At 65.9% G+C, this 21,257-nt stretch carries 18 protein-coding genes and 1 tRNA gene; 16 read left to right on the plus strand and 3 right to left on the minus strand.

What is annotated here, in order from left to right; translation table 11 throughout:
* Nucleotides 1–14 precede the first annotated feature (14 nt).
* From JEY66_RS23130 to JEY66_RS23175, 10 genes are all read left to right on the plus strand, one after another.
* Nucleotides 15–2,783, plus strand: a complete 2,769-nt coding sequence (locus JEY66_RS23130; protein ID WP_018271738.1) for a hypothetical protein — start codon at nucleotides 15–17, stop codon at nucleotides 2,781–2,783.
* A gap of 197 nt (nucleotides 2,784–2,980) precedes the next feature.
* Complete coding sequence (locus JEY66_RS23135; RefSeq protein ID WP_157183457.1) at nucleotides 2,981–4,066, plus strand: D-glucuronyl C5-epimerase family protein; 1,086 nt, start codon at nucleotides 2,981–2,983, stop codon at nucleotides 4,064–4,066.
* A gap of 399 nt (nucleotides 4,067–4,465) precedes the next feature.
* Nucleotides 4,466–5,134: a P-loop NTPase family protein gene (locus tag JEY66_RS23140; RefSeq protein ID WP_018271736.1), complete on the plus strand. Its 669-nt coding sequence runs from the start codon at nucleotides 4,466–4,468 to the stop codon at nucleotides 5,132–5,134.
* A gap of 44 nt (nucleotides 5,135–5,178) precedes the next feature.
* Nucleotides 5,179–6,405 (plus strand): lysozyme family protein, encoded by a 1,227-nt coding sequence (locus JEY66_RS23145; RefSeq protein ID WP_018271735.1) that lies wholly within the window; start codon nucleotides 5,179–5,181, stop codon nucleotides 6,403–6,405.
* A complete protein-coding gene (locus JEY66_RS23150) occupies nucleotides 6,402–6,803 on the plus strand; it encodes a hypothetical protein (protein WP_018271734.1) in 402 nt (133 codons plus the stop codon). Before JEY66_RS23145 ends, JEY66_RS23150 begins: the two co-directional genes overlap by 4 nt.
* The gene (locus JEY66_RS23155) at nucleotides 6,790–7,116 is read left to right on the plus strand and encodes a hypothetical protein (protein WP_018271733.1); all 327 of its coding nucleotides are present in this window, start codon (nucleotides 6,790–6,792) and stop codon (nucleotides 7,114–7,116) included. Before JEY66_RS23150 ends, JEY66_RS23155 begins: the two co-directional genes overlap by 14 nt.
* Nucleotides 7,113–7,490: a DUF1515 family protein gene (locus tag JEY66_RS23160; RefSeq protein ID WP_018271732.1), complete on the plus strand. Its 378-nt coding sequence runs from the start codon at nucleotides 7,113–7,115 to the stop codon at nucleotides 7,488–7,490. Before JEY66_RS23155 ends, JEY66_RS23160 begins: the two co-directional genes overlap by 4 nt.
* Nucleotides 7,490–7,888: a hypothetical protein gene (locus tag JEY66_RS23165; protein WP_018271731.1), complete on the plus strand. Its 399-nt coding sequence runs from the start codon at nucleotides 7,490–7,492 to the stop codon at nucleotides 7,886–7,888. Before JEY66_RS23160 ends, JEY66_RS23165 begins: the two co-directional genes overlap by 1 nt.
* The gene (locus tag JEY66_RS23170; RefSeq protein ID WP_018271730.1) at nucleotides 7,885–8,106 is read left to right on the plus strand and encodes a hypothetical protein; all 222 of its coding nucleotides are present in this window, start codon (nucleotides 7,885–7,887) and stop codon (nucleotides 8,104–8,106) included. The genes JEY66_RS23165 and JEY66_RS23170 overlap by 4 nt, the downstream gene beginning before the upstream one ends.
* 44 nt (nucleotides 8,107–8,150) lie before the next feature.
* On the plus strand, nucleotides 8,151–8,438 hold the full coding sequence (locus JEY66_RS23175; protein WP_018271729.1) for a hypothetical protein: 288 nt from the start codon (nucleotides 8,151–8,153) through the stop codon (nucleotides 8,436–8,438).
* A 125-nt stretch (nucleotides 8,439–8,563) separates the two neighbouring features.
* On the opposite strand, the gene JEY66_RS23180 is transcribed toward JEY66_RS23175, so the two are convergent.
* The 3 genes from JEY66_RS23180 to JEY66_RS23190 form a co-directional block, all read right to left on the minus strand.
* A complete protein-coding gene (locus tag JEY66_RS23180; RefSeq protein ID WP_018271728.1) occupies nucleotides 8,564–8,986 on the minus strand; it encodes a helix-turn-helix domain-containing protein in 423 nt (140 codons plus the stop codon).
* A 62-nt stretch (nucleotides 8,987–9,048) separates the two neighbouring features.
* A complete protein-coding gene (locus JEY66_RS23185) occupies nucleotides 9,049–9,345 on the minus strand; it encodes a hypothetical protein (protein WP_018271727.1) in 297 nt (98 codons plus the stop codon).
* A 275-nt stretch (nucleotides 9,346–9,620) separates the two neighbouring features.
* Nucleotides 9,621–9,697: transfer RNA gene (locus JEY66_RS23190), tRNA-Arg, on the minus strand.
* A 287-nt stretch (nucleotides 9,698–9,984) separates the two neighbouring features.
* Here JEY66_RS23190 and JEY66_RS23195 point away from each other — a divergent pair.
* The 6 genes from JEY66_RS23195 to JEY66_RS23220 all read left to right on the plus strand — a co-directional run bounded on the left by JEY66_RS23195 (nucleotide 9,985) and on the right by JEY66_RS23220 (nucleotide 21,174).
* A complete protein-coding gene (locus JEY66_RS23195; protein ID WP_026192791.1) occupies nucleotides 9,985–15,192 on the plus strand; it encodes an alpha-2-macroglobulin family protein in 5,208 nt (1,735 codons plus the stop codon).
* A complete protein-coding gene (gene pbpC / locus JEY66_RS23200) occupies nucleotides 15,189–17,303 on the plus strand; it encodes a penicillin-binding protein 1C (protein ID WP_018271725.1) in 2,115 nt (704 codons plus the stop codon). Before JEY66_RS23195 ends, pbpC begins: the two co-directional genes overlap by 4 nt.
* An 82-nt stretch (nucleotides 17,304–17,385) precedes the next feature.
* Complete coding sequence (locus JEY66_RS23205; RefSeq protein ID WP_026192790.1) at nucleotides 17,386–19,131, plus strand: ArnT family glycosyltransferase; 1,746 nt, start codon at nucleotides 17,386–17,388, stop codon at nucleotides 19,129–19,131.
* Between the two features lies 1 nt (nucleotide 19,132).
* Nucleotides 19,133–19,978, plus strand: a complete 846-nt coding sequence (locus JEY66_RS23210) for a phosphatase PAP2 family protein (RefSeq protein WP_018271724.1) — start codon at nucleotides 19,133–19,135, stop codon at nucleotides 19,976–19,978.
* A gap of 66 nt (nucleotides 19,979–20,044) precedes the next feature.
* Nucleotides 20,045–20,836 (plus strand): glycosyltransferase family 2 protein, encoded by a 792-nt coding sequence (locus tag JEY66_RS23215; RefSeq protein ID WP_018271723.1) that lies wholly within the window; start codon nucleotides 20,045–20,047, stop codon nucleotides 20,834–20,836.
* On the plus strand, nucleotides 20,836–21,174 hold the full coding sequence (locus tag JEY66_RS23220; protein ID WP_016845896.1) for a lipid-A-disaccharide synthase N-terminal domain-containing protein: 339 nt from the start codon (nucleotides 20,836–20,838) through the stop codon (nucleotides 21,172–21,174). The genes JEY66_RS23215 and JEY66_RS23220 overlap by 1 nt, the downstream gene beginning before the upstream one ends.
* Nucleotides 21,175–21,257: the final 83 nt, after the last annotated feature.

Raw genomic sequence — 21,257 nt, forward strand, 5'->3', positions numbered from 1 at the left:
CGGGGGCATTTTCAATGCAGCAATCGACAGGCATTCGCGCGCCGAACGTTCCGGTCGGCGCCGTCATCTCAGACTTTCTCGGTCTGCAGACGGACGGCAACACCAAATCGCTGCGCCGTTTCACGCGCGAGAGCGTGCTAGGCAACCTGGATGCGTTGACGGCGGCGATGCAGGCCGGCGGTGGCATCGTGTTCGCGACCAGGGCGCTGGCGCTGGCTGCGCTGGGCTACAACGCAAACCAGATGGCATGGGTGGTGCTCGATCCCGTTGCCAACAATAACGGCGTCTATCAAAAGATCGGCGCGACCGGCGTCGGGACGTGGGTCCGTGTCGCCGACCTGCCGTATTCGTTCTATCGCGCGATCGCGGCCGCCGACGAGAGCTCGGCAAACGCGATCGTCGCCACGAACGACAAGCCGATCGCGTCGCAGAATGCGCTCGTCGTCGTCAATGCCGTCGCGGACAATACCAGCAACGCGGTCACGGTCGCCTTCAACGGCGGCCCGCAGCTGCGCGTCAAGACCAACAGCGGCAACGATCCGGCGGTCGGCGGCATCAAGGCGAACATGCTGCTGGCCGGCTATATCGACAATGCGACCGCAACGTTTCGTCTGCTGTCCGACCAGGCGAGCTCGGCGATCCAGATCGCGGCCGAGACGGCTGCTGCTGGTGCCGTTGCCGCAAAGACCGCGGCCGAGGCCGCGCGGGACCTCGCCGTCCAGGCTGCCGACCTGGCCGCGACGGTCGGCGCCGGCGATGTCCCGACCGCTCCCTCGGTCGCCTTGGCGAAACTCTCGAATTTCATCGTCAACCGGAAATACCTGATCGTCTCCGGCTACAACGATATCGGCGATGCGCCGCCGGCGATCTTTGTGCGCGTCGCGGCGGCACCGGCGCACGGCGCGAGCTTCCGCAGCGCCGACAGGTTCATGCCGGACGGCAGCACGGATGCGGTGCATGGCGGCTATTGGGAATATGCCCGCTCGCAGGACCTCATGCTCGAGTATCTCGGCCGCCTCGAGGTCGACGCGGCGACCGATACCGCGACCCTCAACGCATGGGCGGGCGCGCTCGCGGCCGGCTACAAGCCGGCGCCGGCGCCGGCCAGGTCTCTCAAGGTCAACGGCCAGGTGGCCTTTACCAACCTGCCGGCCGGCACAGTGCTGGATTTCCGCAAGCTCAAGCTGAGCCAGCAGCAGCGCTTTGCGCAGATGGTCTATTTCAACGCGACAAACACGTCGCCGACTGTGATCGGCGGCACCTATCGAGGCTATGCGGCGCTCGAGCTGTCGCTCGATCCGAATACGCGGCCGTCGGAATACTGCTATGACGCGACGCTCGGCCCGTTCGATCCGGCGCACCCGGACGCGACATACAATCCGGAGAGCGGCGCCTTTATCGGCGTTTCAGCTATCACGGCGGAGGGGTGCGGTAAGCTGACCGTGCTCGGCGGTGACTATCAGGGCTTTTCCGGCGTCGGGATCTATGCGCTCAACTGCAGCACGACCATCCGCGACGTCGATGGCCGCGGACTTGGTCCGCGCTGGGTTGTCGCCGGGAACCAGGGCGCGCATATGTTCTCGTTCGCCGCATGGTCCGGGACCGACAACGTCGACTGGGATCGCGTGCACGAATGGACCGGCTTTGACTGCGACGATTGGGGCTTCTGCGGCCTCGTCGCGGCCTGCAAGTTCATCTGCCATTCGCATCGCCATTTGCGGGCGCTGAGCCAGCATATCTGGTACGTGATCGAGGCCGATTATGTTCAGATCCACTCTTTCCACGTCGCCGGGGCGCCGCTGCATGGCGTCAAGATCACCTATGACAATTACGCCGGCAAGTTCGGCGGCGTGCTCTACACCAACGGCCTCAATGCGACGCCGGGCTTTCGGGTGCGCCGGTTCCCGCAAAAGGATCTCTGGGAGGCGACCGCGACCTTTACGACGGTCGATTTCGACACCGAGCTCGGCGCCGGCAAATGGAAGATATCGCCTCTGATGCAGCGGCGCGGCGGCGTGATTCACGACATCACTGTCGACAGCTGCGGCTATGCGGTCAGTGGCGTCGTCAACAGCGATGACTATGCCAACAATGAATACGTCGAGGGCATGATCATCCACGACATCAAGGTCCGCAACGGCACCGTCGGCATGCATCTAGAGCGGTTCGGGAAGAATACCCTGGTGCATTCCTGCGATATCGACACGGTGACGGCGTCGGGGATCGAGCTGGTCGATTTTGCCGGCATCATCCGCGACCTCAGGATCGCCAATGCCGGCAAAAACGGCATCTCCGGCTATCTCGCTGATGACACCGTGATCGAACGCGTCCGGTTTCAGGATTGCGGCCTGGCCGGCGCGACGACCGACGAAAAAATTCCGATCCTCGTTACCAATCGGGACGCAGGCACCTCGCGGCCGAGCGCCAACGCGACGCCGGCGCTGCGGGTGAGGGATTGCGCCATCAACTACACGGCGGGAGATGCGCCGGTAAGTCAGCTGATGTTGCTCGATACCTCGATCCAGGCGACGGTCGAGGGCCTGCGTACGACGGACACGCAGGCCACCCTGAACGTCACGGGCTCGCTCGTCCGCGGCCGGTTCAATGAGCGGCCGTTCACCAGCGGTGCGCAGAATCTGCCGAACATCGATCTCGGGCCGTTCACGGCGATCACGGCGTTCGATCCGGCGACGGCTGGGACCTCGGAGTTTCGGGGGGCGATCGCGACGATCATTCAGACACTGCAGGCGTTCAACATCTTCAACGCCGATCCGAACCCGTAATGTCCACATGCGACTATTTTCCGGTTGGAAACGTCCGGAAATAGACTACAACCCCACGGTTGCGCGGGTAGGGTGCCTCGTCGCTCCGGTACCCGCGTAGGGTGTGAAATGCTCGAAATTTTGAAATGCCAAGAATAACAAGCTTTTTTCTTTTGGTTGTTCTGCTCGTCGCTGGCGCCGCTGTCCAGGCGGCGACAATGCCGCAGCCTTCGCAGGTCGTCAGCGATCGGCTCGTCGTCGAGACGGCGCGCCGAGTGCTGTGGAAAACTGATCCGGATTTCAGCCAGCAGCAGCTAAACGAGACCAGCGTCAAGGTCCGAGCCTTCATCGAGAACATGGGCGGTGAGGCCTGGTATCGGAACTACCTCAAGCGCTTCGGCTATCCGCAGAATCCGGCGGAGAACATGACGCCGGCGCTCGTCGACCTGCACGGTGAGCATCTCGGCGTCTACTACATCCACCCGCCGCGGATCTCGTCGGAGACTATGACCGGCGTGATCTGCAACCTTGAGAAAATGAACATTTCGCTGCATGCGCTTTGCGCATTGGAGAACCGCAACGCTGCAATGATGTTCAACGACGCGCAGGCGCTGGAAAAATTCCATGAGCTCGCGCGCTGGCTGCTTGCCAATCAAAGGGACGGCCGTTTCGAGTGGACCACGGATTTTCCGGAGCGCGACCAGAAGGCGCCCTGGATCTCGGCTCTGACGCAGAGTTTCTCGATCTCGGTGATGCTGCGGGAATACCAGTTCGATCACGACCCGGCTTATCTCGATGCGGCGACCAAGGCGCTCGCCTGGCTCCGCAGGCCGGTCCAGCAAGGCGGTATCGCCTCGCGCATGCGCAAGGGCGTCTGGTACGAGGAATATCCGTCTGCTGGCAATCCGAGCCACGTCCTCAACGGCCACATGTGGGCACTGTTCGGCATCTGGGACTATTATCGGGCGACAGGCAGCAAGATCGCGCGGCAGATGTTCGATGACGGCATCACAGCGTTGCGGGCTGAGCTCGATAAGTACGACGTCGGTTACTGGTCGGTCTACGCGCAGACCAACCGCGTCGACATGGTGACCGGCCAATATATGCAGTTCATCGTCGGGCAGCTCCGCGTCCTCTACGCCATTACTGAGATCCAGCGGTTCAAGAAAGTGGCCGATCGTTGGGAGCGCGCGCAGCAGCAGGATCTGCTGTTCGCACACAATGCTGCCGTCGAGTATCTGAAAGCCAATCCGGCCGCGAAGGACGTGCGGGACAGCAACGCGCAGATCCGGCGCGCTCGCTAAAGGTAGTGACCATGAAGCGCGTTGCACTCGTAATTTTGCTCCTCAGCTCCGTCGCGGTTCGGGCCGAGGATCGATCGGCGGTCGCGTCGAGCTCCAGTAGAGATGCCAAGCCAAGCATTCCTCAATGTCCTGCGGGTTGGTCTATCGTCCACGACGGCCATCGCATTCGATGCGCGAAAGAGCTGATCGATCCGACATATACGCCGGACCATTGACAGGGTGCGGGCGTTAGTTCGCCTTCGCAGTTTCTAGCCTTAAATCGTCATAGCGTCTGAGACGCCGTGCGGCGCGTGCCTGAGAGGCCGCCGCGCGGCGCAATGCCGTTTCCGCACATTCCCGACTTTTCAACCGCGCGGCGAGAGGAACGTATCTCCGCGCACTCAACCGTGAGGGCCTCACATGATTCCGCAAGTCATCATCGTCGGCGCCGACAAGGGCGGCGTCGGAAAAACGTTTCTGTCGCGCGTGCTGCTCGACTACCTGCGTGACCGTCCCGGCAAGGTGCAGAACGTCAAGGCGTTCGATACCGAGGCTCCGGGCGGCATCCTCAAGCGTTTCTTTCCGCAGTTCGCCGAGGTCGTCGACCTGACCAAGTCGGACGGCCAGATGCGGGTATTCGATCGGCTCAAGCCCGACCAGCTGACGCTGCTGGATATCCGCGCGAGCCAGCTGACGCCGACGCTCGAATTGCTCGGCGAGATCGGCTTCCTCGACAACGTCAAGGCCGGCAAGCTGCGGATCACGGTCCTGCACGTGATCGGCTCGACGCAGGCCTCGTTCGACGAGATCCGCGCGATCGCTGGCCTGGTCGATGGCGCGCGGCATTCGCTGGTCATTAATCACATCACGGACGCGGAATTCCTCGGCCTTCCGGTCGAGACCAGGGCGCTGCCGGTCATCAACATCGGCAAGCTGAACGATCGCGCCGCTGAGCTCGTCGACAGCGCCGGCGTCTCCTTCTCCGATTTCGTCCAGGATGAGGGCAAATCGCCGGTCATGCGCGGCTTTGTCCGCAGCTGGCTCAAGCGGGTGTCCGCCGAGCTCGACGCGGCCGGGCTGATCGACTGATCGGGCCTCGTTCCAGTTTCCATCTCACACATTTGGGGCAAGCAATGCTCGATCTGCATGGAATTTCGCGGGCCGCGTTCGATCTGATCGTCGCGGCCGAGGTCACAAGTCAGGCCTTCTATAACAAGCATTACCGGACCGTCCTCGAGCATCCGAGCGACAACTCGGGACCGACCGGCGCGATCGGTTACGATTTCGGCACGCAGTCCGCTGCGCAGATCCGCGCCGATTGGAGCGGGCGCGTAAGTGACGCCATGCTCAAGGCGCTGGTCGGCGCCGCCGGCCTGCGCGGCGACAAGGCGGCCGCATATTGCCGCAAGACGCGCGGGCTGATCGACATCCCTTGGGACGTCGCGCTCGACGTGTTCTCCAATCACGACGTGCCGCGCTATCTCGCGATCTGCCGCCGGCTGCTGCCGGGCTTTGACGAGCTCTCGCCGGATTGTGCCGGGGTCATCCTGTCGATTGGCTACAATCGCGACGCTTCCGGCTTCAACAAGCCCGGCCCGCGCTGGACCGAGATGCGGCAGATCAAGGCGGCGATCGGCTCCGGCGAGCTCGCCAAGATCCCCGGCCTTATCCGGTCGATGAAACGGCTGTGGCCGAATGAGCGCGGCGTGCGCGATCGGCGTGACGACGAGGCGGCACTGTTCGAGCGAGGGCTGATGGCCGCGCATCCGCTCGAGGCGGCGAAGCTGCCGACCGTGCCTGCGCCGGTAGATCCCGACCAGGTCGCACACGTCCAGGCCAGGCTGCGCGAGCTCGGCTATTTCGATGTCGGCCAGGTCGACGGCGAGCAGACGCCGCAGGGCCGGACCGAGGGCATGATCCTGGCCTATCGGAATGAGCACGGCCTGCCGCTGACGCCTGCGATCGACGACCAGTTGCTCGCCGAGCTCGCCAAGCCACAGGCGCCGCGCCGTGTCGCGGAGACGCGGGCAGGGGCGACCGTCGAGGATCTGCGCGAGCAGGGCTCGCAGACGATCGCGCTGACCGACCGCGCCAAGCGCTGGGCCGGCAAGATCTTCGGCGGCTCGAGCGGCCTCGGCGGCGCTGGCCTGCTTGCGTGGGTGACCGATCGGGCGACGCAGGTCTCGGCCGCAAAGGACGCGGTCGGCGGCCTCGGCCTGACGCCCGGCGCGATCCAGGCGATCGCGATCGGCGTCGCTGCCCTGATCGTCGTCGCCGGCGTCGGCGTCCTGGTCTGGTTCGTTGCCGACACGCTCGAGCAGCGCCGTATGGCCGACTACCGCGGGGGGAAACACGCATGAGCTTGGTCGTCGCAATCCTCATGCGCCTGGCCGGCGTTGCCGGCGTCAAGCTCTCGCAATTCGCCGCCGGCGCGCTGTTCGCCGGCGTCCTGGCCGTGCTCGCCGGCGGCGCTGCGGTCGCTGCCGGCGCGCATCTCTACAACGCCGGCTTCAGCTCGGCGGACGCCAAATGCGAAGCGGCGCAGGTCGCTGAGCAGAACGCGCAGCTGCAGGCGCGCCTCGCCGAAAAGGATCGCCAGCTCGCTTTCGCCAACGGTCTGCAGCAGCGCGATGCCATGCGTGCCGCGGCGGCCGAGGAGAAACTCAAATCCAACCAGGGGGCAATCGATGCAACGCCGGCCAATCCTAACAAGTGTTTTCCTCGCGATGCTTCTCGCCGGGTGCGTGGGGTCCGGTAGCGTCGACAGACTGCAGTCTCCGCCTCCGGACGCGCCGAACATTCCGGCGCTGCCGGCCGACGTCGCCGCCTGCGAGCGGACGCCGGTCGATACGCCGGATCGCGACCTCAATGCCGGCGAGATCGAGCGGCTCTGGAAAACCGACCGCGCGGCGCTGGCAAAGGTCAACGGCTGCCTACGCCGCGCTGTCTGCCAATACCAGGACGTGCGCGAAGGCATCGGTCGCGTCGAGGGCGTGGCCTGCGAGAGCACGGCACCGGCGGAAAGGCCGGCGCCTCGGTTCGGCCTGTTCAAGCGAAAGAAGGCGAAATGAGCGGCGACGACACGGCCAGCGTAAATGCTGCCTTGCTCCAAATGGCCGCCAAGATCGGCGGCCTCGAGTCGACCGTCTCGACGCTACTGCAGACCTGGCAGCGGATGGAAGAGAAGGCCTCGGAGGGCCGCAAGGATCTCCACCGGAAGGTTGACGACCTGCGAGCCGACATGACGGCGATGGGCGCGCAGGTCGCGACGGCGACGAAGGACATCGCCGATATGAAGCCGACCGTCCAGGCCGTCCAGAATGTGCGAGTGCAGGCGACCGGCGTGCGAAACGCTAGCCGTTGGCTCTATTGGGTTGCTCTCGGTCTGAGCGGCGGCGTCGGCTGGATCGTGACCAACTTCGTCGACATTCACGTCAAGCACTGATGTTTCGCATCGTTGTCGTCGTCGCGCTCGCGCTGATCTGCTCGAGCGCCGCGACCGAGGCGCGGCCACGCCTGGCGCGCGCCTGGCCGGCGCCGCAGGTCCTCGGCGCGCGGCCGCACGGCTGCCCGCATGCGTTCTGCGGCTGCGGCGCCAGCCTGTATCTATTCGGCCGCATTATTCCGCGGCTCAACCTGGCGGCGGCCTGGTTCGCTTTCCCGCGAGCCCGGCCGGCGCCGCGCATGGCGGCCGTGCGCCGGCATCACGTTTTCGTCCTGGTCGAGCAACTCGAGGCCGCGATCTGGCTCGTCCACGATTCCAACTCCGGCGGCGGCCTGACGCGCCTGCATGCGCGATCGCTCGCCGGCTTCATCATCGTCGATCCATCGGAGGCAAAATGAACGAGATCCAGCTCGCTTACGACGCCGCTGCGCTGCAGGGCGTTTTCAACAATGCGGCGATCGCGCTGGCGATTGTCGCCGTCGTCCTGTTGGCGCTCTGGGCTGCGGAATTCAGGCTGCGTCAGCTGCTCGAGCTGGTCGCATGGTCCGTGCTCGTCCTCGCGGCGATCGTCGTCGTCGCGTGGCTTTGCCTCGGCGTTTGGTGGGGCCTGATCTGAGATCCCGCGCCGGGCGGTTCCCCGGCTGACCCGAGGAGATCCTCATGCATTCGCTACTGCAGTTTTTTGCCTATGAGCATTTGCCGCCGCACCTGCAGGCGGTCAGCAAGCCCTTCGGAGATCTCGCGCGCGAGCTCGCGGCGTCTCTGCCGGCAAATGCCGAGAGCGCGACGGCCTTACGCAAGCTGCTCGAGGCCAAGGATTGCGCCGTCCGCGCTGTGCTGTTCAAGGCCGAGGCGGCTGTTGGCGATCGCGGGCCGGAGCTCATCGTGGCGCCTGCCGGCCGAGCCCGGTTGCACGTCAGCAGCCAGGCGCACCATCCGCGAGATTAGTTCGTCCTGGCGGCTCCAAGCGTCAGGACGCTCGCGCTGGCTGGTTCTGGTTGGCCTTCCCGGATCTCCGGCGCGTCGAGGCCCGCGAGCATGTCCCGCTCGCGGGCCTTTTTCGTTTCTCCCTGTTAGTGCGAAACTGCCCCTTTGGGCGCGCGCGGAATACCGATGCCGCCAGTCTTGTGCGGGACGAGCTCGAGCGCGACGTCGGCCGGCAGGGTCGCGATCGCGATGCCGAGCGCTGCGAGGCAGGCGGCCTTGCTGGGCCATCCGCTGGCGATTGCGTCTGCGTCGTCGATCGGCTCGGCGACCTGGTAGCGCGCGCCGGCGTCATCGACGCGCGGCCCGCGGCGGTTGACCTGGTGCGCGTAGGCCTCGCCGGCCTCGCGGATACGGCGATAGAGATCTCGCAGCTCGTCGACGGCGCGCTGCGGGGCAGGGCGCCGGCCGCTGCACCAGGACTTGATCGTATCGAGGCGGACGTCCTGGAATTCGGCGGCCTCGGCCTGCGAGAGGCCGCAGCGCTGACGCATCAGGTCATAAATGCTCATGGGTGCAGATCTCCGAATTGGCGAGGGAAATGCGGCTCCCGTTTCCGGGAGCCGCTGTCTCGTCAGTTCTGCTGCTCGAATTGCTCGTAATCCGCGAAGGTCGGGCCGCGACCCCCGGCGAGGTTGGCCTTACGCAGGCCGTCCATCGCCTTGGCGTGGCGACCGGCGCGGCGGCGATCCGGGATCATCTCGATCAGCTGGTCGGGGTGAAAGTTCAGCGCCTTGGCGACGGTAAACACCATCTGGCGGGTGATCGTGCCCTTGACTGCATGACCTTCGAGATACTGCACACCGAGGCGCTCGGCCTGATCGCGGAGAGCGGTCATCTGCTTGAGCGGATCGCGGTTGAACAAACCCATTGTAGGACTCCATTTTCCTTTCGCGTCGGGCCAATCCCAACGCCGGATTATTTGTACACTAATGGTGTACAGACGCAAGTGGTTTGTGGCACACCAAGCGCGGCGTCGTTTCGCTGTGCGAAATTGGTTCGGGAATTTTTCCGGGGATTCGGTGCAGCATTTGGCTGCAAACAGCTGCATTGATCCGCATCTGTTCTACACAAAACGTGAATTAGCTTTGCACCGCAAACCAGCTAAAGGACTTTGAAATCCAAGGAATTTTGGCCTCTGAAGTCTGGCGATCCCGGCAGGATTCGAACCTGCAACCCGCGGAGTAGAAATCCGCTACTCTATCCAGTTGAGCTACGGGACCGTGGCGGCCTTGTAGCACCGCCAATATGAAAAATCCGCCTTTCCGCCAAGTCCGTCCGAACCGATTTTTGTGGTCGAGCGACAAAGGCGAGCAGGGACCCGCCCTGCGTTGGCCTGTCCAGCCTGCCGGGCCGCACGACGCTGCCGCCGGGGGCTGGTCAAAGGAATGTCGGCAATGCGATCTGCGACGTTTTCGTCCGTTCATGTCCGCGCCTTCACTCCGTCACCTTTTCGCGCACTTTTGGCCCCAACGCGGCGTTCGACCGCGGGGCGTTCAGGAGCTCCATCATGATCGGATTGGTTCGTGCCGCCACGATATGCGCCATGCTGGCGTTCGCCCTGGTGGGCGCCCAGGCCGCGGACAAGGCCTTCAAGCGCGACGATCTCGCCGATTCCGCGATCAAGCTGGAAGCCCAGATCAAGAGCGAGGCCGGCGCGGTCAACAAATCGGCCGCGACCCTGCGCACCGACGCCGACGCCGCCTTCAAGCGCAATGATTTCCGCGGCGGGCTCACGATCCTCGGCCAGATCGCGGCGACCACGCCGGAGGACGGCGCCAACTGGCTGCGCCTCGCCAGGACGATCTTCCAGATCCGGTCGGCGAGCTCAAGCGAACAGACGTTCCTGATGGAGCGCGCCTCGACTGCCGCCTACATCGCCTATCAGCGCGCCGGCAATGCGGGCGAGGAGGCGGACGCGCTGGCCGTGCTCGGCAAAGCGCTTGCCGAGCGCAAGCTATGGCGCCCGGCGCTGGACAGCTTGCGGCTGTCGCTCGACATGCGCGAGGTCGCCGATGTCCGCGGCCAGTACGAGAAGATGCGCGACGAGCACGGTTTCCGGCTGCTCGATTATACCGTCGATTCCGACGCGGCCTCGCCGCGGGCCTGCTTCCAGTTCTCGGAGGAGCTCGCCAAGCGCGTCGACTTCGCGCCGTATCTCGCGCTCGCCGGCACCGACAAGCCGGCCTTGTCGGCGGAAGGCCAGCAGCTCTGCGTCGACGGGCTGAAGCACGGCGAGCGCTACAACATCAATCTGCGTGCCGGCCTGCCGTCGACTGTCAAGGAGACCCTGCCGAAATCGGCCGAGTTCAACATCTATGTCCGCGACCGCAAGCCGTTCGTGCGGTTCACCGGGCGGGCCTATGTGCTGCCGCGGACCGGACAGCGCGGTATCCCGGTGGTCAGCGTCAACACGCCGGCGGTCAAGGTCGACGTCTTCCGGATCGGCGACCGCAACCTGATCAACACGGTGATCGACAGCGACTTCCAGAGCACGCTGAGCCGCTACCAGCTCTCCGATCTCGGCGACCAGCGCGGCGTCAAGGTATGGTCCGGCGAGCTTGCGACAGCGACCACGCTGAACCAGGACGTCGTCACGGCGTTTCCGGTCGACCAGGCGCTCGGCGATCTGCAGCCCGGTGTCTATGTCATGACCGCCGCGGCCAAGGGGCCGGGTACCGACGACGACGGCACGCTGGCGACGCAATGGTTCATCGTTTCGGACATGGGCCTGTCGGCCTTCTCCGGCAATGACGGTATCCACGTCTTCGTCAACTCGCTGGCTTCGACCGAACCGGTCGCCAACGCCGACGTGAAGCTGGTCGCCCGCAACAACGAGATCCTGGCCACCCGCAAGACCGATGCCGCCGGCCATGTGCTGTTCGAGCAAGGCCTGGCCCGCGGCGAGGGCGGGTTGTCGCCGGCGTTGCTGACGGTCATGGGCGAGAAGGCCGATTACGCCTTCCTGAGCCTGAAGACCAATGCGTTCGACCTCACCGACCGCGGCGTCGCGGGCCGGGCGATCCCGGCCGGCGCGGACGCCTTCGTCTACGCCGAGCGTGGCGTCTACCGCTCCAACGAGACCGTCTATCTGACCGCGCTGCTGCGCGACGGGCAGGGCAACGCCCTGACCGGGACGCCGCTGACCATGGTGATCGAGCGCCCCGACGGCGTCGAATTCCGCCGCGCCGTGCTGCCCGACCAGGGCGCCGGCGGCCGGATGCTGGCGGTGGCGCTCAATTCGGCGGTGCCGACCGGCACTTGGCGCGCCCGTGTCTTCACCGATCCGAAGGGCTCGTCGGTCGGCGAGACCACCTTCATGGTCGAGGATTACATCCCCGAACGGGTCGAATTCGATCTGACCAGCAAGGAGAAGGTGATCAAAGCTGAAGTTCCAGTGGAACTTCAGGTCTCGGGTCACTTCCTCTACGGCGCGCCGGCCTCGGGCCTGCAGCTCGAGGGCGACATGCTGGTGGCGCCCGCGGCGAACGGCCGGCCCGGTTATGCCGGCTATCAGTTCGGTGTCGACGACGAGCAGACCGCGAGCAACGAGCGGACCCCGATCGAGGACCTGCCGGAGGCCGATGCCAACGGCGCCGCGACATTCCCGGTGAAGCTCGAGAAGGTGCCGACCTCGACGCGGCCACAGGAGGCCCAGATCTACATCCGCATGGCGGAGACCGGCGGACGCTCGGTGGAGCGCAAGATCGTACTGCCGGTGGCCCCGGCGGCCTCGCTGATCGGCGTGAAGCCGCTGTTCGGCGACAAGAGCGTGGCCGAGGGCGACAAGGCCGAGTTCGACGTCGTGTTCGTCGCGCCCGACGGCAAGCAGCTGCCGCGCAACGGGCTGCGCTACGAGCTGTTGAAGCTCGAGTCGCGCTACCAGTGGTACCGGCAGAATTCGTCCTGGCAGTATGAGCCGGTCAAGTCGACCCGCCGCGTTGCCGATGGCGACGTCAATCTTGCCGCCGACAGGCCGATGCGCCTGACCTTCCAGCCGCAGCCCGGCCGCTACCGGCTCGACGTGAAATCGACCGACGCCGACGGCCCCGTCACCTCGGTGCAGTTCGACGTCGGCTGGTATTCCGACGGCAGCGCCGACACACCCGATCTGCTGGAAACCTCGATCGACAAGCCGGAATATGCCTCGGGCGACACGATGACCGTGTCGGTCAATGCGCGCACAGCAGGCAAGCTGACGGTCTACGTGCTTGGCGACCGCCTGCTGACCACCCAAAGCGTCGACGTCAAGGAGGGCACCCAGCAGGTCAAGCTCCCCGTCGGCAAGGACTGGGGCACCGGTGCGTATGTCATGACGACGTTGCGCCGTCCGCTCGATGCCGCCGCCGGGCGCATGCCCGGCCGCGCGATCGGACTGAAATGGTTCGGGATCGACAAGAAGGCGCGCACGCTGGCCGTCGAGCTGACGCCGCCCGCGTTGGTGCGGCCGGGCTCGACACTGAAGATCCCGGTCAAGCTCGGCGGGCTCAATCCCGGCGAGGATGCTAAGGTGGTGCTGGCCGCGGTCGATGTCGGCATTCTCAATTTGACCAATTACAAGCCGCCGGCGCCGGACGACTACTACCTTGGCCAGCGCCGCCTGACCGCCGAGATCCGCGACCTCTACGGCCAGCTGATCGACGGCATGCAGGGCACCCGCGGCCAGATCCGCAGCGGCGGCGACTCTGCCGGCGCCGAGCTGCAGGGCTCGCCGCCGACGCAGAAGCCGCTCGCGCTCTATTCCGGCATCGTCACGGTCGGGCCTGACGGCACTGCCGAGGTGAGCTTCGACATCCCTGAATTCGCCGGCACCGCGCGGGTGATGGCGGTGGCGTGGAGCGCAACCAAGGTTGGCCGCGCCAATGTTGACGTGATCGTGCGCGATCCCGTGGTGGTGACCGCGACATTGCCGCGCTTCCTGCTGACCGGTGACAAGGGCACCATCAGCATGGATATCGACAATGTCGAAGGTGCAGCCGGCAGCTATGCCATCAGCGTCAAGGCGAGCGGCCCGATCAAGGTTTCGGGTAATTCGACCACGACGATGAAGCTCGCCGCCAAGCAGCGCTCCTCGCTGTCGCTGGGTCTTGAGGCCGGCAGCGCCGGACGTGCCGAGTTCGACGTCGACATCTCCGGGCCGAACGGGCTGACGCTGGCGCGGCATTATGCGCTTGACGTCAAGCCGGCAACGCAGGTCCTGGCGCGCCGTTCGATCCGCACGCTGGCGAAGGGCGAAAGCCTGACGCTGACCTCGGACATGTTCTCCGATCTCGTGCCGGGCACCGGCAGCGTGTCGGTCTCGGCGAGCCTGTCGACGGCGCTCGATGCCGCGAGCATTCTGAAGGCGCTCGATCGCTATCCCTATGGCTGCTCCGAGCAGATCACGAGCCGCGCGCTGCCGCTGCTCTATGTCAACGATCTCGCCGCCGGCGCCCATCTCGCGATGGACACCGCGGTCGACCAGCGCATCCGCGACGCGATCGAGCGGCTCCTCGCTCGACAAGGGTCCAACGGCTCGTTTGGCCTGTGGTCGGCGGGCGGCGACGATGCCTGGCTCGATGCCTACGTCACTGACTTCCTGACCCGGGCCCGCGAAAAGGGCTTTGCGGTGCCGGACGTGCTGTTCAAGAACGCGCTCGACCGCGTCAGGAACTCGGTGGTCAACGCCAACGAGCCGGAGAAGGACGGCGGCCGCGATCTGGCTTACGGCCTCTATGTGCTCGCGCGCAACGGCGCGGCGCCGATCGGTGATCTGCGCTATCTCGCCGACACCAAGCTGAACAATCTGGCGACGCCGATCTCCAAGGCGCAGCTTGCCGCGGCGCTGGCGCTGGTGGGCGACAAGGCGAGGGCCGAGCGGGTCTATGGTGCCGCGCTCGATGCGCTGAACCCGAAACCCGTGATCGAGTTCGGCCGGGTCGACTACGGCTCGGCGCTGCGCGACGCGGCGGCGCTGGTCTCGCTCGCGGGCGAGGGCAATGCGCCACGCACCACGCTGACGCAGGCCGTGCTGCGGGTCGAGGCGGCGCGCGGACTGTCGCCCTACACCTCGACGCAGGAAAATGCGTGGATGGTGCTGGCGGCGCGGGCGCTCGCCAAGGAGACGCTGGCCCTCGACATCAACGGCCAGCCGGTCAAGACCGCGGTCTATCGCAGCTACAAGGCCGAGGAGATGGCCGGCCAGCCACTCAGGATCACCAATACCGGCGACGCACCGGTGCAGGCGGTGATCTCGGTGTCGGGCTCGCCGGTCACGCCGGAGCCGGCGGCCTCCAACGGCTTCAAGATCGAGCGCAGCTATTTCACGCTCGACGGCAAGCCTGCCGATGTCAGCAAGGCGAAACAGAATGACCGCTTCGCGGTTGTCCTGAAGGTCACGGAAGCAAAACCGGAGTTTGGGCACGTCATGGTGGCCGACTATCTGCCGGCCGGGCTCGAGATCGACAACCCGAACCTGGTGTCATCGGGGGATTCCGGCACGCTCGCGTGGATCGAGGACGGCGTCGAGCCGAAGAACACCGAGTTCCGCGATGACCGCTTCACGGCGGCGATCGACCGGGGCGCCAACGACAAGTCGGTGTTCACGGTCGCCTATGTCGTGCGCGCGGTGTCGCCGGGCAAATATGTGCTGCCGCAGGCCTATGTCGAGGACATGTACAATCCCTCGCGCTACGGCCGCAGCGGCACCGGCGCCGTTGAGGTGAAGCCGGCGAAATGAGCGGAACGTTGAAGACAGCACCGGTACGCAGATCGCGCTGGCGACGGATCAAGACGGTCCTTGCGATCTGTGCCGTCGCAACGCTGAGCGCAGCCGGCGCATTCGCCGCCTGGGTCGTGTCGCTCGGACCGCTGCCGCTCGACAAGGCCCAGCAGGTCTCGACCACGGTGATCGATCGCAACGGCAAGCTGCTCCGCGCCTATGCGATGGCGGATGGGCGCTGGCGGCTGCCGGTCGACGCGAAGACGTCAGTCGATCCCACCTATCTGAAGCTCTTGTTCGCCTATGAGGACAAGCGCTTCTTTGAGCATCACGGCATCGATCCGTTGGCGCTGTCGCGCGCCGCATTCCAGCTTCTCACAAGCGGCCATATCGTCTCGGGCGGTTCGACGATCACGATGCAGCTGGCGCGGCTGATCGAGCCGCGCCACCAGCGCTCGGTCTACGCAAAGCTGCGGCAGATGGTGCGCGCGGTCGAACTGGAGCGGCAGCTTTCGAAAGACCAGATCCTCGATCTCTATCTTGCGCTGGCGCCGTTCGGCGGCAATCTCGAGGGCATCCGCGCCGCCTCGATCGCCTATTTCGGCAAGGAGCCGAAGCGGCTGTCGCTCGCCGAAGCCGCGCTGCTGGTGGCGCTGCCGCAATCGCCGGAGCGGCGGCGGCTCGACCGTTATCCGGACGCGGCCCACGCCGCCCGCGACCGCGTGCTCGAGCGCATGGTCGAGGATGGCGTGGTGTCGAAGGACGATGCCGCGCAGGCCACGGCGACGGCGGTGCCGAAGATGCGCAAGCAGATTCCGATCCTGGCGCCGCATTCGTCCGATCAGGCGATCGCGACGATGAAGGATACGCCCGTCATCAAGCTGACGCTCGACGCCACGCTGCAACGGAACCTGGAGGCCCTGGCGCGCGACCGCGCCATCGCGCAGGGGCCCGACGTCTCGGTTGCGATCGTCGTGGTCGACAATGAGACGGGCGACGTGCTCGCGCGCGTCGGCTCGGCGGATTATTTCGACGAGCGGCGGGCCGGCCAGGTCGACATGACGCGCGCCGTGCGCTCGCCGGGCTCGACCTTGAAGCCGTTCATCTATGGCCTTGCCTTCGAGGATGGCTTTGTCCATCCCGACAGTCTGATCGAGGACCGGCCGATCCGCTTCGGCACCTACGCGCCAGAAAATTTCGACATGACGTTCCAGGGCACGGTGCCGATCCGCAAGGCGCTGCAATTGTCGCTGAACGTGCCGGCGATCGCGTTGCTCGACCGCGTCGGTGCCAGCCGGCTGTCGTCGCGGCTGAAGCAGGCCGGCACCAGTCTCGTGCTGCCGAAGGACGAGGCACCGGGCCTTGCGATGGGTCTCGGCGGTGTCGGCGTCACGCTGCAGGATCTCGCCCAGCTCTATTCCGGCCTGGCGCGGCTCGGCGCCACCAAGCCGCTGCGCGAGATCGTGCAGGCCGATGACGGCCGCGACACAATGCGGCTGATGGATCAGGCTGCGGCCTGGCAGGTCGGCAACGTCCTGCTCGGCACGCCGCCGCCGGAGAACGGCGTGCACAACCGGATCGCGTTCAAGACCGGCACCAGCTACGGCTATCGCGATGCCTGGTCGGTCGGCTTCGACGGCCGCGTCACGATCGGCGTCTGGGTCGGCCGTCCGGACGGCGCGCCGGTGCCGGGGCTGGTCGGCCGCACCGCCGCTGCGCCGATCCTGTTCGATGCCTTTGCGCGTACCGGCAAGATCCCGGCGGCATTGCCGAAGCCGCCACGCGGCGTTCTGGTCGCCTCCAACGCGAAACTGCCGCCGCCGCTGCGCCGCTTCCGGCCGCTCGGCGAACTGGTCCGCAGCGGCAGCGACCAGGCTCCGCATATCCAGTTTCCGCTGAACGGCTCGCGCATCGACGTCGATCAATCCGAGGGCGGCCGCAATGCCGCGCTGCCGGTCAAGGTCGCCGGCGGGGTGCTGCCGCTGACGGTGCTCGTGAATGGTGTCTCAGCCGGGGACATCGACAGCCGGCGCCAGCGCCTGATCGACCCGCCGGGGCCGGGCTTCGCCCGGCTCACCGTGATCGATGCCACGGGTGCCGCGGATACCGTTGTGATCCGCGTGCAATGATCGCGCGGGAAAGCGGACCGGCACGGTCGGAAAGCGGAACAGCACAGTTGTTTGCGCTGCGGTTTCATCGTATGCGAAACCCATGGTGGATGGCCTCCAACCCCGGCGCTTCGGAGCAGGGCAACAGTCTGTAAAACCTGCGCATTCGAGCCGCAGGCTGTTCATGGCGTTCGAGTTCGCAACGGCCAGCCAATGGCGTTCGATCCTGTTCCTGACGCTGACCTGCCTGGTGCTGTTCCTGCCGGGCTTCTTTACCATCCCGCCGATCGACCGTGACGAGGTCCGCTTTGCCCAGGCGACCAAGCAGATGGTCGAGAGCGGCGATTTCGTCGACATCCGCTTCCAGGACGACGTCCGTTACAAGAAACCGGTTGGCATCTACTGGATGCAGGCGGCTGCGCTGAAGACCGTCTCCGCGCTCGGGGTGCCGCGCGCCCAGGTCCGCATCTGGGTCTACCGCCTGCCGTCCCTGATCGGCGCCATCGGCGCCGTTTTGCTGACCTATTGGACGGCGCTGGCCTTCGTGACGCGGCAGGGGGCGGTGCTGGCCGCCCTCATGATGGCAAGCTGCGTGTTGCTCGGGGTCGAAGCGCGGCTCGCCAAGACCGACGCGATGCTGCTGCTGACGGTCACCGCGGCGATGGGCGCGATGGCGCGGGTCTATCTGTCGTGGCAGCGCGGCGAGGACCCCGCACACCCGTCATGGGGCCCGCCCGCGGTCTTCTGGACGGCGCTGGCGGTCGGCATCCTGCTCAAGGGGCCCCTGATCCTGATGTTCGTCGGCCTTGCAATGGCCGGGCTTGCGATCCTCGATCGATCGGCGGCCTGGTTCTGGCGCATGCGCCCGGTCTGGGGCCTGATGTGGACCCTGGTGCTGGTGCTGCCGTGGTTCGTGCTGATCTTCCTGCGCGCCGGCGACACCTTCTTTGCCGATTCGGTCGGCGGCGACATGCTGAGCAAGCTCGGTGCACAGGAATCCCATGGTGCGCCGCCTGGAATCTATCTGCTGCTGTTCTGGATCACGTTCTGGCCCGGTGCACCGCTGGCCGGCATGGCGGCGCCTGCGGTTTGGCGCGCGCGGCGCGAGCCCGGCGCGCAGTTCCTGCTGGCCTGGCTGATCCCGTCCTGGATCGTGTTCGAGGCCGTGCTGACCAAGCTGCCGCATTACGTGCTGCCGCTCTATCCGGCGATCGCGATCCTGACCGTCGGCGCGCTGGAGCGGCGCGTGCTGTCGCGCTCGCCCTGGCTGTTGCGGGGCGCCGCCTGGTGGTTCGCGATCCCCGCATTCGGCGCGGTGCTGGTGATCGTCGGCGCCATCAAGGCGATCCATCAGCCGGTGTTTCCGGCCTGGCCGTTGTTCGCCGTCGCGATGGTGTTCGGCCTGATCGCGTGGTGGTTGTTCGAGGACAGCCGCGCCGAGCGCTCGCTGCTCAATGCGGTGATTGCCGCGGCGCTGATGGCAGCCGGCACCTATGGCGTGGTGCTGCCGCGGCTCACCACCGTATTTCCGAGCCAGGAGGTCGCACGCGCCTTGCGCAACGTGACCTGCGTCGGCCCGAAGGCGGCAGCCGCCGGCTTCCACGAGCCGAGCCTCGTCTTCATGACCGATACCTCTACGCTGCTCACCGACGGATCGGGCGCCGCGGATTTCCTCAGGCAGGGCTCCTGCCGCTTCGCGCTGGTCGAACAGCGCTCGGAGCGCGCCTTCGTGCAGCGCGCCGAGGCGATCGGTCTGCGCTACAACGCGCCGGTGCGCGTCGAGGGCTACAACATCTCGCAAGGCAAGGCGGTCTCGATCGCGATCTTCCGTTCCGAAGGGACGGAATGACATGCCGGCGCCGCCCGCCACCCCGGAATCCGCCAACTATTTCGGACGACTGCTGACGCTGGTTTGGCTGTCCCTTGCCCAGCTCGTGCGGGCGCCGTCGCATTCGCGCCGCGCAGAGGCGGCGCGCCGCTCCGCGCGCCACGGACTTTTGCTCGTCGTCATCGTCGGCGCCGTGATCATCACGCTGATGTATGTGTTCGATGTCACCGAGATCAGTCTGATGCCGCCACGCGGCACGCCGAGTCTGTGGTGGGTGAAGACGCTCACCGATTTCGGCAAGGACGAGTATGTGCTGTGCGCGCTTGGTCTGCTGCTGATCGCGGTCGCGTTGGTGGCGCCTGCGCTGCGCGGCGTGCCGCGCGCCACCTTGCTCGGCCTCGGAACGAGGCTGCAATACCTGTTTCTGTCGGTCGTGCTCTCGGTCGTTGTCGGTGAATTGATCAAGTGGATCGTCGGCCGCGGGCGGCCCTTTGTCGGCGGCAACGCCAATGCCTTCAACTTCCAGCATTTCGCCGGCACCGAGGCCTATTCGAGCTTTCCTTCGGGACATTCGATCACGGCGTTCGCACTGGCCTTTGCCGTGTCCGCGGTGTGGCCGCGTGCACGGTTCGCGATGCTGGTCTATGCGCTGGTCATCGCCGCGACCCGGCTCGTGCTGCTGGCGCATCATCCGAGCGACGTGGTGGCCGGGGCGCTGGTCGGGGTGATCGGCGCAATGGTCGTGCGCTACTGGTTTGCCGCCCGCCGCCTTGGTTTTGCCATTCATCGCGACGGCACCGTGGTGGCGCTGTCGGGACCGTCGGACGGGCGTCTCAAAAGGGTTGCGAGGAGCGCCTTCGCCCCATAAAAGCGGTCGCCCGACGGTCGGATCGGGCTGGTTCCATCGCCGACAACACCAACCACGAGTGCCGATTTGCCTGCTCCCGACCAGACGCCGGTCGCCGTTTCCATCGTCGTGCCCGTGCGCAACGAGGCGGACAATATCACGCCGTTGATCGCCGAGATCGCGGCCGCGCTCGACGGACGCTGGGCTTACGAGATCATCTACGTCAATGACGGTTCGACGGATGCCACCGGCGCGCGGCTGAGCGCGGTCATGGCCGAGCGGCGCAATCTCCGGCAGCTCCGCCACGCAGTCTCGTCGGGCCAGTCGGCGGCCGTGCGCAGCGGCGTGCGCGCCGCGCGCGGCGCGATCGTGGCGACGCTCGACGGTGACGGGCAGAACAATCCGGCCTTCCTGCCGGACCTGATCGCGGCGGTCGAGAGCGGCAATGGCCGCGTCGGCCTTGCCGCGGGCCAGCGCGTCGGGCGCAAGGACACCGGCTTCAAGAAGCTGCAATCGCGCATCGCCAACACGGTGCGCGGCATCATCCTGCGCGACGGCACCCGCGACACCGGATGCGGCCTGAAGGCGTTTCCGCGCGAGGTGTTTCTGGCGATGCCCTATTTCGACGGGCTGCATCGGTTTCTTCCGGCTCTAGTCCGCCGCGAGGGGCTGACGATTGCCTATGTCGACGTCGTCGACCGGCCGCGCCATTCCGGTGTGTCGAATTATGGATTTTTCGACCGGCTCTGGATCGGGATCATGGATCTCGCCGGCGTGTGGTGGCTGATCCGCCGCAAGAAGCCGACGCCGGTCGTCACAGAAGTGGTCGCTGAAGTGCCCGATGTCGCCGGCGTGCCGGGCGTGACCGAGGTGAAGTGATGCTGATTCAGTACGGTCAGGCGTTGAGCGCCTATCTCTACGACGTGTTCATCGCCAAGTTCGACTTCTGGCTGGCGTTCGGCCTGATCGCGCAACTGTTCTTCACCGCGCGCTTCCTCGTGCAGTGGATCTCCAGCGAGCGCGCCGGCCAGAGCGTGGTGCCGATGGCGTTCTGGTTCTTTTCGATGGGCGGCGGCCTGATGACGCTGATCTATGGGCTCGCCAAGCGCGAGCCTGTCATCATCATCGGGCAGGGTCTCGCCACGCTGATCTATATCCGCAACATCATGCTGATCGTGAAGAACCGCGGCCGCGGGTCGAAGACGCTCGATAGCTGATTGCCGTCGTCGTCAGAGCGGCATCAATTGCGACCGAATCTGAACCAAGGTCAAACATTCGCCCCAAGGCGTATGGCATCTAC

This window comes from Bradyrhizobium elkanii USDA 76 (assembly GCF_023278185.1).
GTDB classification, from domain to species: Bacteria; Pseudomonadota; Alphaproteobacteria; order Rhizobiales; family Xanthobacteraceae; genus Bradyrhizobium; species Bradyrhizobium elkanii.